General features: G+C 45.4%; 8 protein-coding genes. 1 reads left to right on the top strand and 7 read right to left on the bottom strand.

Features of this window, described 5'->3' with window-relative positions:
* Nucleotides 1-234 precede the first annotated feature (234 nt).
* Together G509_RS0120340 and G509_RS0120335 are read right to left on the bottom strand one after the other, a co-directional pair.
* Nucleotides 235-6,036 carry a choice-of-anchor J domain-containing protein gene (locus tag G509_RS0120340; protein ID WP_161627190.1) on the bottom strand — a complete coding sequence of 1,934 codons (5,802 nt, stop codon included), beginning with the start codon at nucleotides 6,034-6,036 and terminating at the stop codon, nucleotides 235-237.
* Between the two features lie 216 nt (nucleotides 6,037-6,252).
* A complete protein-coding gene (locus tag G509_RS0120335; protein ID WP_026993229.1) occupies nucleotides 6,253-7,893 on the bottom strand; it encodes a tetratricopeptide repeat protein in 1,641 nt (546 codons plus the stop codon).
* Nucleotides 7,894-8,058: 165 nt separating this feature from the next.
* On the opposite strand from G509_RS0120335, the gene G509_RS0120330 reads away from it, so the two are divergent.
* The gene (locus tag G509_RS0120330) at nucleotides 8,059-9,876 is read left to right on the top strand and encodes a hypothetical protein (RefSeq protein WP_026993228.1); all 1,818 of its coding nucleotides are present in this window, start codon (nucleotides 8,059-8,061) and stop codon (nucleotides 9,874-9,876) included.
* A gap of 10 nt (nucleotides 9,877-9,886) precedes the next feature.
* Here the strand turns inward: G509_RS0120330 and G509_RS0120325 are convergent, their stop codons facing one another.
* The 5 genes from G509_RS0120325 to G509_RS0120305 form a co-directional block, all read right to left on the bottom strand.
* Entirely contained in the window at nucleotides 9,887-10,666 is a 780-nt protein-coding gene (locus tag G509_RS0120325; protein ID WP_026993227.1) for an L-fucose dehydrogenase, read from the bottom strand.
* Between the two features lie 30 nt (nucleotides 10,667-10,696).
* Nucleotides 10,697-11,026, bottom strand: coding sequence for an L-rhamnose mutarotase (locus G509_RS0120320; protein WP_026993226.1), 330 nt, complete (start codon nucleotides 11,024-11,026; stop codon nucleotides 10,697-10,699).
* A gap of 3 nt (nucleotides 11,027-11,029) precedes the next feature.
* Nucleotides 11,030-11,884: a fumarylacetoacetate hydrolase family protein gene (locus G509_RS0120315; RefSeq protein WP_026993225.1), complete on the bottom strand. Its 855-nt coding sequence runs from the start codon at nucleotides 11,882-11,884 to the stop codon at nucleotides 11,030-11,032.
* A 17-nt stretch (nucleotides 11,885-11,901) separates the two neighbouring features.
* Nucleotides 11,902-12,666, bottom strand: a complete 765-nt coding sequence (locus G509_RS0120310) for an SDR family NAD(P)-dependent oxidoreductase (RefSeq protein ID WP_026993224.1) — start codon at nucleotides 12,664-12,666, stop codon at nucleotides 11,902-11,904.
* 111 nt (nucleotides 12,667-12,777) lie between these two features.
* On the bottom strand, nucleotides 12,778-14,418 hold the full coding sequence (locus tag G509_RS0120305) for a UxaA family hydrolase (protein WP_026993223.1): 1,641 nt from the start codon (nucleotides 14,416-14,418) through the stop codon (nucleotides 12,778-12,780).
* Nucleotides 14,419-14,423 lie beyond the last annotated feature (5 nt).

Genomic DNA, 14,423 nt, shown 5'->3' with positions numbered 1-14,423 from the left:
TAAAATAAGAGGGGGAGAAGTTGGTGCAAATAAAAAACCCGTCTGATTTTACTCAAACGGGTTTAGAAAAATATTTTAGGTTACTACCATATCATTTCCTTCTCGCGTAAGAGCCAGTTTGAAAATGATGATGATGTAGCTGATTGAATATCATAAATGGGTGTCAGTTCTTGTACTGATTGCGTTGCAAATATATACATTTATGTAATCCAAACTAAAAACTTTAAGGAAATTTTAGTTTTCCTGTCGGTTAATATAGATCCAGCCGGTTTTGGTTTCGCCATTGGTACGCTCAAAAGTATAAAAATACGTACCCGTTGGCAGCTCGTCGCCACCATCGGTCTGGCCATGCCACTCGTTGCTGTAATTTGTTTTATGATACACCTCTTTACCATAACGGTTAAAGATGCTTATGGTTCTGACATTAAGTGCTGTAAGTTCAAAGTTATCGTTAAGGCCATCATTATTAGGCGATATACCTTTCTGAACTTCGCACATAGTGTCGTCTACCACAATGGTAGCCTCAACAGCGCATGTATTGCCCTCTAAAGGCGATACAGTAAGCGTGTAGGTGCCCGGCGTGGTAATAACCAGCGTTGGCTCGCTACCCGTTTGCGGACCCGTCCATTCAAAAGTTGCGTTGTCCTGGTTGTAGGTATCGTCTAAGAAAATAGCCGTAAGCTCGTACTCGTTATTGTTGTTACAGTTTTGCGCCAGCTCAATTTGCGGCGTTGGTGTAACCGTTACCGTAAAGCTGCTCTGTGCAAAACAATCGGCATTTGCCGCCGACTGGGCGTACACATAAATCAACTGGGTGTCTATAATCACAGTTCCGGCAGCTAATAATGTACCCGTGCCGTTAGGGCCGGTGTAGTAGTTGTTACCTGCGCTTAGCGGCTCTAAAGTATAGCTGTCGCAACGGGTAAGGTCGGTAAATACATCGGCCACCGGTTGTGGTGTAACCGTTACTGTAACCTGCTGCGTTGCCACACAACCTGAGTTATCTATAGTTACCACATACAAACCACCCAAAGTAACGGTAATAGCGTTTACATTACCTGCAAACGGAGCTCCGTTTAGTGTCCAGCTGTAAACAACTTCGGCATCGGTAAAGTTTATAGGGGTAACTTGTAACGTGCCTACTGCGCCTTCGCACAATTGCAGGTCGCTGGTAAGCGTAAACTGCGGCGTAAGGTTTTGTACAATAAGCTTAAAGGTTTTAACACCAAAGCATTGGGTAACGTTGTTGTATACCCTAACGTAAATGGTTTGTTCAAACTGCGTTGCATTTTCATACGAAACTGCGTTTAAAGCGCCCGTATTGTTTTCGGCTTCCGCCTGAGAAGCATGGTAGCTTACTATATAATCAGAAGCATTTTGGCCTGCTAATATAACCGCTATATTTTGCGAAAGGTTAAAGGTGGCAAAACCATCGGCATCGCAGATAGTTAGGTCTGTAGGGTTGGCTACAACATCTTCAACAGCAGGGTAAAACTCTACCACAACGGTATCGGTTACCACACAGCTTGTGCCGGTAAGGGTAGCGTTTATAGTATAGGTTCCCGGTTCTGTAACTACAAGTTCGGCACCGGTCTGACCTGTTATAACACCGTTGGCGTTGTTCCATGTAAAATCGAAAATAGTATCGCTAAGGCCGCTTTGCAGTGTAACCTCTCCGCCGGCACAAATAGCGTTGTTGGTAGCAACAAGCAGGTCGACACCAAGGTCAGGATTAGCAATAGCGCTAACGCCACCTTTAATAAACACGCCCGAATCCAGGTTGTTATCGGTCTCGGCAATAGCAATTTTAAGGTGGTACTGCTGGTTAACCTGCAGGGTGGCCGTAGCCGTCATTACAACCGTTTCTCCGGCAAAAGAGGTAGGCGAGTAATCCTGTTGGTCAAAAACATTGTAATGGTCAAAATAAGGCAGGTTATAGCCCGGGCAAACGTTAGGATATCCGGCACCGCTTATGTTGAATACCGATATGGCATCGTCCGTATCCGGAATTACTGCAATATTCTGCGTAGTACCGTCGGGGCCAGTAAGCAATATGGCAAAGGTATCGTAGCTGTAGCACTGTATAAAATCGCCATATTCTTCCGATGCGAATAAAAAGTCTAAGTTAAGCTCCGGTATTGCCGGAATAAAGTCGAATTCTATTACCGATGCATTGGTAGACGGCCATAACGGCGGTGCGCCCAGCATATTTTCCATAACGGCATCAATATCGGTATCGCCCAGCCAAACTGCCGATCCCTGTTCCATAGCCGTATAGTTAGGGCCAGGGACTTTAGTAACGTCTCCGGTGGTCATTACAATACCTTCAGATAAAGGGAAAACCGAACCGTTTTGGTTAAAGTAGCCAATACCGTTAGGGTTATCGCCAAAAATATTTTCAGGGTCAGGGTAGTTAGTACCTGTAGACCAGGTTACATTGCTTACCTGTGTACAGCTTTCGCCGAAAAGTACATCGGTAACCAATTGCTCAACGGTATACTGCGTAGTGCTAACCGTAATTGGTTGTACCGGCACTTTTACACACACATTAAATGTAGTGGTTTGGTTGGTGTCCTCATCTGGGGTAAATATCCTTATCATGTAGGTGTTGCCTACCGTAAGGTTGTTTAGTACCGCGGTGCTGGCGTCAAGGCCATATTCGGCGTATGCAGTGCTGCAATCTCCTATTTGGGTAAGGTTGCCACAACCATCGCCCTGGTAAATCATATACATTAAAAAGCTGGTGCTGCCTGCTATATTTAGTATAGATACCGTGTGTAGCTCGTTGGTGGCCGTAAACTGGAACCAAACATCGTCATCGGCAAAAGTCCAGTCGCCGCAAGGGTTTTCCTGGGCAGATGGTGTTGCACCATATACCGTTCCCGATGCAAAAACATCGCACGCTGCGCCGGTGTTAACAGGTATTACAGTAGCCGAATCGCAATCATCATTAGATATTGCAGTAATAAACGTAGTTGGGTCAGAGGGCAGGCTGCTTTCGGTAGGGCTGCAAACCGCTTTAACTATTACATGATAAATGGTACCCGACTGTATAGGGCTGCCATCGGCAAGTGTGGTTACAATTATCGAGTTGCTGGCAGCAGGCTGGCCCGATGTTGGTACATCCTGGCCTTCGGCATATACTATTACTTCCCATGCAGTTTCTGTACCGCCTGCTGTCCAACTAATCCCGGCAGAGTTTTGTGTTATATCTCCCACAACCACATCAAGCGGTTCAGGGCAAACCGGTATTTGCTCTATAATTATATTATCAAGTGTAAATTCTTCACCAAAAGCATCGGCCGGTGGTACCTGCCATGCAATATATACGGTGCCGGTATAGGCGGCTAACGATACAATTTGTTTTTTATAATCTGAATTGGTGTACGATGCCTCCGGTACCAAAACATTGGTAAAGTCAGCAAGGTCTGCCTGTGTGGTAGAAAGCAAAACTTTAAACGTAGTAGCATCGGCTACTTTGTAGTTATACTTAAGCCTTTGGTTAGGGGTAAGGTTAATGGCCGGCGATATCAACCAATCATTATTGGGCGGGTTGCCTGTGTATATGGTAGCAGCTTCGTCGCCCTCAAAAGGGGTGCCGTCTTCCATATTCCACTCGGCCCAGTCGCCATTGGTATTTTTAATGGTCCAGCAGTCCTGTGTGGCCGAATCTGAGTTAAAACCTTCAAAGAAAGGCACATCAAAAGCCTCGCAGCCTGTGGTAAAAAATATTGGGCCAACCCAGGTGCTGTTACCTTCGGCTCCGCAAGCCGAGCGAACGTAAAACGAATATTGGGTAGAAGGTGTTAACGTTGTTGCCTGATACGGATTAGTAGCCGCTATGCCCGGTGTTTCCGGACCCGGAATTACGCCGGTATTAGGATCGGATATAAACACTTCCCAAGCCGTTTCATCGCTACCCGCTGTCCATGAAAATTGGGCTGTGGTAGCGGTAACGTTGGTAGCAATAAGGTCTATAGGTTCTGCACAGGCAGGCAGGTCTTCTATAATAACATTGTCTATTATTACCTGAAAGCCAGGGTTTAATCCCGGTGGCACCTGCCATGCAATATACACCGGCCCTGCGGGGATGCTGCTAAGGTTTACTACCTTTTGAACGAAATTGGTAGTATTATAGGTGGTTAGCGGAATAAGCTCTGTAGTAAAATCTTCTGGGTCTGTACCCGTAGTAGATAGTACCACTTTAAAGGCAACCGCGCCGGCATCTTCGGTTTTATAATGAAATTTAAGCCTTTGGTTGCCCGTAAGCTGTATGGCCGGAGAAATAAGCATATCGTTATTATCTTCGCCGTTCATGCTGGCATCAAACTGTGCCGCTTCATTACCTTCAAAAGCTTCAAAGTTAGAATCCATGTTCCAGGCACTTTCTTCGCCGCTAAGGTTAAGCACCGTCCAACAGAATTGCGAATCAGAATCGGAGTTAAAGCCTTCGTAAAACGGCGTTGTAAATACGCCGCAAAGGGTATTAAAGGTTACCGGGCCTGCCCAGCTGCTAAACGTGCCGTCGCCACAATCTGAACGAACATAAAACTCATATTGCGAGCTTTCGGGCAGCGTTAACGCTACCGATGCGCTGCTTGTTGCTGTTCCTGCAACCATTGGCATACCTGTGCCTACCGGCTGGTAAACGTATTGCCATGCCGTTGCGGTACCGGCTTCTGTCCACTGTAGTGTAATGCCGCTCGATGTTGCGCCTGATGTGGTAAGGTCTGTAGGTTTATCGCAGTTTTCCTGCTGTATATTAAGGGTATAACCTGTAGCATCGGCAAACCATGTAGAAATCACTATATAGTAGGTAGTACCGGCGGTAACATTAACTTGCTCAATATTAAGGTCGGTTGTCTGCATAAAGTCGTTTATTGCAGCACCGTAACAGGTTTGGCCAATATTAGCGCACGATGTGTACACAAACATACCGGCATAATCCTGGGTAATGTTGGTAAGGTTAAGGCTTATAGCGCCCGTTGTGGTTGGCGTGTACGTATAAATAACATCGTTACCATCTAAATAACTGGCCCAGCTTGGTGTACCACACCCCGTGCCCGAGCTGCCATCTATGTTATCTTCAAAAGTACCGGTATTGTCAGACGATGTAAAAGGTAAAGCGGTTACCGTAATGGGCAGCGCACAGCTGTCGCCATACTTTGCAGTTCCAAAATTGTAGGGGTCAGACCATTCGCTGGTGTTATCGGCACATAAGGCACGCACGCGGAATTTATACTGTGTATCTTGTAGCAGCCCTGTTTTTATATACGGCTGTGTGCCGTTATATTCTACGCCCGTTCCTGTAAACGATTCCTGGCCTGGTACAACCTCAATTTCCCATTCTGTTGCAGGGCCTGTGCTATCCCATGTAAGGCTGGCCTGGTTTACACCAATGTCTGTAGCACCGAGGTTTTCGGGCACCTGGCATTTTTGAAGTACGGCAACATTATCTATAGCCCAGCGCTCATCATTATTGCCCTTCATTACAAAGGCAATGTGTACAGATGTTCCTGCCGGAAAAAGGGTATTGTCTATATTTACTGTTTTTTTAACCCACGCTGTCTGGCTCGGGTTAAGTTCCAGTTCTGTATACGCTACCAGTTCGTCATAAGCAGCCATGTTAAGCTGTTGTGTAACCGTGCCTGTTTCGTCGGTAATCATTACTTTAAACTGCGTACCCTGATCAGCATTAAAAAACAGTTTAGAGTAAAAGGTAAGCTCAGCATTTTCGGGCATGCTAAAGGCCTTTGTAATCAGCCAGTCTTCAGAAAGGTCGGCAGCAGCCAAAGTCTCTTTATCAAGAAATGCAGCGTGCGCACCTTCAAAATAAGGTTGCTGCGCACTTCCGTCGCCCTGTATCCAGGTAACATTTACGCCGGCCTGGTTAATAATAGCCCATCCGGCCGGCCCGGCCGCGCCCGATGTACCCGTAAGGGCGGTCCAGGTGTTTTCAAAACCCTCGTTGGCAAGCTGGGCAAAACCCAGTGCCGGGAGTAGTGAAAGGAGAAACATTAAGGTAATTTTTTTCATAGCAATTGTTCCCATTTTGTAATTAATAATCGGGGTTAATACGGGCAAAAACTCCGCGGTATAAAAATCTAAAATAGCTTTTGGGGACAGCATTTACATTTTTAATGCGGAGTTACATACAACGTTAACACAAATTTTACGTAATATTATAATACCACCTAAAAATGAATAGGGAAACAATACGACATTAACCGGAAAAAGTGAGACATAGGTATCTTAAATGCTTGAAATGTAGTCGTATAAGGCTAAATTTTCGGGTAATTCCATTTTGGCTGCCATACGGTCTTTTCGTTTGCGGCAGGCCTCTATTGTAATGTTTAAAATAGAAGCAATTTCCTTTACGCTAAGGTTCATGTAGATGTAAGCAAGAAAGCGGGTATCGTTTTGCGTAAGGGTGGGATGCAGGTTTTTTAGGCGCATTAAAAAGCCGTGGTTTACCTCTTCAAAATGGGTAATAAAATTATCCCATTCGCCATCGGTGCGCAAATGTTCTTTAAGGGTTTTTATCTGGCTCGATAAGGTAAGGTCTTTAGACAATTTTGGCTTCTTAGCTAACGACGTTACAATATCTTCAATAAGCTGGTTCCTGTCGGATAAATACAATGCCCTTGCCGACAGCTTGCGGTTACGTGCCTCAATTTCGTTCTTAAGGCGTTCCTGCTCCAGTTGCGATGTAGTTTCGTTTTCGCGGTACTGCTTTTCGAGTATCAGGTTGTCCCGCTTTTCTTTTTCCAGTTCTAACGATGTAATGCGCTGGTTGCGCTCGGCAATCAACTTTTTCTGCCGTAGTATAAGGATCGTAACCGTTACCGCCGCAATAATTACAGCCAATAATGAGTAGACGATTTTACGTTCCAAGGCTATCAGTTCTTCTTCGGCAGCCATCTGGTTCTTGTAATTCTGCATCTCAAATTTTACCCTGTTGTTTTCAAACAGCCTGCCGTTTTTAATTTCATGCAGCTGGGTATCCGCCACAATAATAGAATCTTTAAATCTCAGAGCATCGGTAATAGCACCGCTTTTAGAGTATATATCGGCCAATAGCTCATACAGCCTGCGTTTGGTTTCGAGGTTAGAACTCGCATTAAGCAGCTCGTTTACAGTAGCCGAAGCGTTTGCAAAATCACCCTCTTTTAAATAGCTCTTGGCAATAATTTCCGATAAGGGTATGGCAATATCGTTATAGGCAACATCGGCTTTTTGTTTTAGCAGTTCGGTGGCGCTTTGCCTTGCCAGTGCCGTGTTGCCTAAAAGCAGGTCGGCTTCGGCAACGATCATTTCAGCTGCTACTATCGACCGTGGCCAGTGCTTTTTAAGGTTGGGCATGGCCTCCTGCATGTACAGCTTGGCCTGTTTGGGGTTATTGAGTATATTCTCCATATTACCCAGGTTGATAAGGTAAATGCCCAGGCTTTTAAACTTCTCTTCCTTAGCAGTATCGTAGGCCTTCTGGTAGTATTCCTTGGCCTTTTTATAGTTTTTATCGGCGGTATAAATAATGGCAATGTTGTTAAGCATTATCATTTCAAACTCCGGACCCAGCTCTTTGACCGACAGATTGTAAGCTTCCAGGCAGTAGTTTAGTGCCTCGCCATAATCCATCATGTAAATGTAGTTAATGCCTGCATAATTTATGGACCAGAAAAGCTGCTTGTTCCAGCGGTTTTTTTCGGCAAGGTCGCGGGCGGTAGCCAACAGCTCCAACGATTTTACATAATCTTTGGCATGGGTTGCCTCTTTGGCTTTTTTTATAAGCGAATCGCAATAGGTAGCCGTTTGCGCCCTGGCCGAAAAGCACAGCATAACAACCAGTAAAAAACTGTATAGTAATGTGTTATGTTGGTTGCGTTTTTGCATAGTCTGGAGCTGCCGGTTGGCGATAAATGGTAGCCGTAAAAATATAAATTAAAGGGCAAATATATACACTAATTAACTGATGCAAAAACTATTATTCGGGGTATGATAAATATCAGGTTTTAAGTGGATGCGATGTGCAATATTTGCTGATAAATTTATTTGCAAATGACAACAAAAACCCAACAGCCGCACAGCTTTCATATACCTGTTATGGGGCTTGCTTATACTATAGATTCGCCCATTAGGGTGGCGCAATTTGGCATAGACTCGGTAATTTCTATTGTAGACGACGAGCTTATGGAAAAAATGCGTGCCTTTTACAGCCAGAAGTTCGAGCTGCCCTACAAAGAGATTACCCAGAAGATGCATGACTACCGCGCCGAACGCGTAACGGGCTACCTTAACCTTGTTGACAGGATTGTTAAAAAAAAGTATGCTGCCTTTTGTGCCGAACTGGCCACCAGCAAACAGGCACTCAACAACTTTATTGCCATGCTGCCGCAGATGAGCGACATTAAGCGCGGACTGCAGTTTTATGCTTCAAGCGATTTTGACAAGTCGAACGAGATAAGGAGTTTTGTGGCAAAACACCTGCAACCCGGTGCCATAGATGTAAATATTATGACAAAGGTTGATAAAACCAATTACATTAAAAACCTGCCGTTGCCTGCTGCTTATAACGATGCCCATGCGGCATTGCGTGGTTTTGCACAGAGTCAATTAAGTTCATCAGTAGTGCTTTCGGCGGGTATGAACCCTTCGCTGTATAATTATATAGGCGAGTTCAGTGATTTTTTTCCTGATGAGAACGGTAACCTGAAAAAGAAAGTCATACTGAAGGTAAGCGACTTTAGGTCGGCACTTATACAAGGTAGTTTTTTAGCCAAAAAAGGAATTTGGGTAAGCGAATACCGGATAGAGTCGGGCCTTAATTGTGGTGGCCACGCCTTTGCAACAGAGGGTTTGCTGCTTGGCCCAATTATGGAAGAATTTAAACAACGCAAACAAGAGCTTATAGATACCGCACATGGCCTGATGATTAAAATACTCGCGCAGAAAGAAATGCCCGTACCAAAAAAAACTTTGGCTCTAAAAATAACCGTTCAGGGTGGGGTTGGTACCGCAGAAGAGCACGATTTTTTGATTGATGAGTACCAAGCCGACTCGGTGGGGTGGGGCTCGCCTTTTTTACTGGTCCCGGAGGCTACCGCTACCGATGCTGCTACACGTCAGCTATTAATGAATGCCGGTGAAGCCGATTTTTACAGGAGCGATATATCGCCACTGGGGGTACCATTCAATACCGTTAAAGGCACTACAAACGAAGCCTTTAAAAACAAACGCATTGCCGATGGCAGGGCAGGCAGCTCCTGCCCTAAAAAACTTTTAGCCTTAAGCAGAGAGTTTGACGAGCAGGGCATTTGTACGGCATCGCGCAAGTACCAACAATTAAAATTAGAGGAACTTGAGGGGCAGAGCAACGGCCTTTCAGCCTCAGAATATAAACAGCAGCAGCAGGTTATAACCTTAAAGTCGTGCCTTTGTGTTGGCCTGGCCAATCCGGCTTATTTAGAGAACCATATTGCCATAAAGGGCGAAGCACAGGGCGTTGTTATTTGCCCCGGCCCTAATATGGCGTATTTTGATAAAGAAGTATCGTTAGCGGCTATGGTGGGCCATATTTATGGGCACAAATCGGTGTTGGGTGCTGGGTACCGACCTAATATGTTTGTAAAAGAGCTACAGTTGTATGTTGATTATTTTAAGGAAGATATAACTTTAGGAAAAGAGGTAACAACGGCCCAGATTAAAAAATGGACCGCCTTTAAAAACAACCTCTTATCAGGCATCGACTATTATCAAACGCTGTTTGCCGATGGCAATTATTTTGCACAGGATGCCGACATCCTTAAACAATTACAGCACTACAGGTCAGATTTACAGGCAGTAGAAATTCCCGGCCTGGTAGCCTGTGCTGTATAAGTAGTTTATGTTATAATGAGCGGTCCAGGTGTACGTAACCGCCGTCTACATGTATCAGCTGGCCGGTGGTATGGCTGGACCGTTCTGATAATAAAAACAATACCGTATCGGCAATTTCGTCCACTTTGGTCATGCGCTTGCCTAATGGAATTTTATCGGTAATGGTCTTTAGTTTTTCTTCAGGATTATCAAAAGAGCTTATCCATGTTTTATACAAAGGGGTATAGGCTTCGGCCACAATAACGGCGTTAACCCTAATTTCATAAGGCAGCAATTCTACCGCCCACTCGCGGGTTAGGGCGTTGCGCGCTCCGTTTGCCGCCGCATAGCCCGATGTGCCTCCCTGGCCGGTTTCTCCTGTTTTGCTGCCAATATTTACAATGGCGCCTTTGCTCTGCTTTAAAGCAGGCAGGGCATGTTGTGCCAATAAATAATAATGCACCACGTTTTTGTGCAGCGATTGCATAAAGGCATCGTAATTGCCGTTTTCAAGGCCCACGCTGTCGTTAGCGCCGGCATTGTTTACAAGCCCGTCTATAGTTTTATATTTTTCTAAAATAGTATCTATAGCTGCTTTGCAGGCATCAGGGTTCGATAATTCGGCGGTAACATAATCGGCTTTAAAGCCTGATTCCTGAATTTCGGCAACCAGCTTCTCATTATCGGCCGTGTCTCGGCCAATAATTACCGGAAGGGCATTTTCTGCCGCAAGGCCTTTGGCAATGGCAGCACCAATACCTTTGGCGCCACCACTAACCACTATAATTTTATTGCTTAAATGTAAATCCATTTGTGTACGTATTTAATGTTAACCCGATGGTTAAAGCGTAAATATCTTATCCATCATTACCCACTTTTCGCCGGGTTTTGCGTTAGGCAGTGCCTGTTGGTACTTCCACATCAGCTGTTCCCACTCCTGTACTTTGGGGTTGGCGGCATCTGCTTCGGACTTGGCCTCAAAACTAAAACTATCGTTAACCTCCATAATCATAAACAGGCGGTTGCCGGTACGGTAAATTTCCATAGCGGTAACCCCGGCCCCTTCAATACTCTGCTGAATTTCAGGCCATATCCGGTTATGGTATGCCTCATATTCGGCAATCAGGGTGGCATCATCAACCAGGTCTAAAGCAAGGCAATAGCGCGTCATAAATTATATTTTTTGATAAGCCTTAGCCGTTTGTTTGCTCGACCCTAATCCGTCGATTCCTAACTCTACAACATCGCCCGGGTTAAGGTACCACGGCTCCGGTTTCATGCCAAGGCCAACACCGGCAGGAGTACCTGTGGTAATAACATCGCCCGGCAAAAGCGTCATAAACTGGCTGATATAACTCACTAAAAACGGAATATTAAAGATAAGGTTGGCGGTGCTGCCATCCTGAACTTTTTTGCCATTAACCGTTAGCCAAAGCTTTAGGTTGTGCACGTCTTCAATTTCATCGGTAGTGGCAATAAAAGGGCCGAGCGGTGCGAATGTATCGCAGCTTTTACCCTTAACCCACTGGCCGTTGCGCTCAATCTGGAATTCGCGTTCGCTGTAATCGTTATGCAAAACATAGCCCGCAACGTGGTTTAAAGCCTCTTCTTCAGATACGTAACTTGCTTTTTTGCCTATAACAAGGGCAAGCTCCACCTCCCAGTCAGTTTTTTTACTGTTTTTTGGTATGATAAGATCATCGTTAGGCCCCACAATGGCGGTAGTCGACTTAAAGAACAAAATAGGCTCTGCCGGAATGGCCGCATTGGTTTCTTTAGCGTGGTCTTTATAATTAAGGCCTACGCAAACCAGCTTAGAGGGCCTTGCCATAGGTGCGCCCAAACGGGTGCTTTTATCTACTTGGGTTAGTCCGCCTTTATCTACAGCAGTTTTAAGTTCTGCCAGGGCACCGCCGGCAAAAAAAGCTTCGTTATAATCGGCAACAAGGTGCGATACGTCAAACCATGTATCGTTTATAATAACGCCCGGCTTTTCGTGGCCTTCGGCTCCAAATCGTATCAGTTTCATATAATTAATATGTTTTATTAGTTGTTAAGGGTGGTAAAACCACCATCTATAGGATAATCTACACCGGTAATAAAGCCGGCCTCGTCGCTGCAAAGATACAACGCTAACGATGCTACTTCTTCCGGTTCGGCCATACGGCCTATGGGCTGCGTTTTAGACAGTTTCTGGAACATCTCATCGATGTTATCCGGGTAGTTTTTCTGAAGGAAACCATCCACGAAAGGGGTATGCACCCTTGCAGGGGAAATGGAGTTACAACGGATGTTCTCTGCAATATAGTCTTTAGCCACACTCATGGTCATGGCCTTAACCGCGCCTTTGGCCGTGCTGTAGGCAAACCTATCGGGTATACCTACCAATGCCGCAATAGATGCCATATTGATAATAACCCCTCCATCGGCCAGTCGCAATTGCGGAATGGCAGCAAACAGGCAGTTGTAAACACCTTTTACGTTAACGCGCATTACCCTGTCAAAATCGTCTTCGGGGGTGGTATCGGCTTTGCCAATGTGGGCAATACCGGCATTGTTGACCAGTATATTAATAGGCCCAATGGCTTTAAAAGTATCTAAAACCGCTTGCTGGTTAGATACATCGCACACATGCGCCACGGCCTTATTATAGTTTTGAAGGATCTCCGAAACCGTGCCGCCAGCTTGTTCCTGGCTGATTTCTAAAACATGCACTTCGGCACCCTGTTTAGCAAGCAATACCGCAATAGCCCTGCCAATACCGCTGCCGGCACCGGTTACTACCGCTATTTTATTTTGTAATGAAAACATATTTTATGTTTATTTGATTATTCGATAATTTGGTTATTTGATGGCTGGTTGATGGTTGCCAGTTGATGGTTGTTGGGAATTTAAAATTTAAAATTCAACATTTAAAATAAATTATAAACTGACACCCCGTTTCCACGGAATAAAGTCGTCTTGGTTAAGTTGCACGGCTTTAGGTATTTCTAACCCGCTTGCTACCTTAATGCAGTACTCCAGTATATCTTCGCCCATTTGGGTAATGGTTTTTTCGCCACTAATAATGGGGCCGGTATCAATATCTATAATATCGCTCATGCGGTTAGCCAGTATCGAGTTGGTAGCCACTTTAATGGTAGGGCAAACGGGATTACCGGTAGGCGTGCCCAACCCGGTAGTGAACAATATAAGTGTTGCGCCCGATGCTGCTTTACCCGTGGTAGCCTCCACATCGTTACCGGGGGTACACACAAGGCTAAGGCCGGGTTTGGTGGCAGGCTCGGTATAATCCAAAACATCTACCACAGGTGCCGAACCCGCTTTACGCGCCGCTCCTGCCGACTTAATGGCATCGGTAATCAAGCCATCTTTAATATTACCGGGCGACGGATTCATATAAAAACCGGAGCCCACTTTATGAGCAAGCTCATCGTACTCGGTCATTAACCGTATAAATTTCTCTGCCGTAGGTTTATCAACAGATCGGTCTATCATTTCCTGCTCCACACCGCACAGCTCAGGAAATTCAGCCAACAGTACCTTTGCGCCAAGCCCAACCAGTAAATCGGCCGTATGGCCCACGGCAGGGTTGGCAGATATACCGCTAAAACCGTCGCTGCCACCGCATTTAACGCCAACGGTTAGCTTATCTAAGGTTGCCGGCTCGCGTTCCTGCTTGTTGGCTACAATAAGGCCCACAAAAGTATCGCGAATGGCCTGCTGTATCAGCTGCTCTTCGCTTTGCGCCTTTTGCTGTTCAAAGATAAACACAGGCTTATCAAAATCGGGGTTACGGGCAAAAACATCGCGCGTAAAATCAGATAGCTGCAGGTGCTGGCAGCCAAGGCTAAGCACAGTTACACCCGCAACGTTAGGATGATCGGCATACGCAGCCAGCAGCTTGCTTAGCATATCGCTGTCCTGCCTTGTACCGCCGCAGCCGCCATTATGGTTCAGGAATTTTATACCGTCTATATTTTTAAATGTTCGGTTAGCTTTAGGCTCTCGACTGGGCTCAAAAGTAATGTTGGTAACATCCTGGCCATTCTCAAACGCCTGAACCAGTTTGTGGGTGTACGATTTATATTTATCGTCTACCGCATATCCTAACTCGCTGTATAACGATTCTTTTATAATGCTCAGGTTGCGGTTTTCGCAAAAAACAGTAGGTATAAACAGCCAGTAATTGGCCGTGCCCACATCGCCGTTTTTACGGTGGTAACCGTTAAAAGTACGACCGGCATATTTGCTGACATCGGGGGCTTCCCAGGTGTAATCAACATCGCGATAAGCAAAAGGTTCGGCGGCATGTTTAGTGTTCTCCACATTCATGCGCGATCCCTTTGGCACATCAAACTGCACCTTACCAACCAGAACGCCGTACATAAAAATTTCATCGCCGGCATGCATATCCTGCATAAACAGCTTGTGCTTGGCCGGTATAGCCTCTATAGTGGTATAGGTTTCGCCTTCAAAAACAAGCTCGGTACCTTTAGGAAGGTCCTGAAGGGCAACCAGTACATTATCGGCCTTGTTTATTTTAATAACTAAGTGTTTCATTTATA

This window comes from Flavobacterium subsaxonicum WB 4.1-42 = DSM 21790, from assembly GCF_000422725.1.
GTDB classification, from domain to species: domain Bacteria; phylum Bacteroidota; class Bacteroidia; order Flavobacteriales; family Flavobacteriaceae; genus Flavobacterium; species Flavobacterium subsaxonicum.
This window is presented reverse-complemented; position numbering and strand designations above follow the sequence as displayed.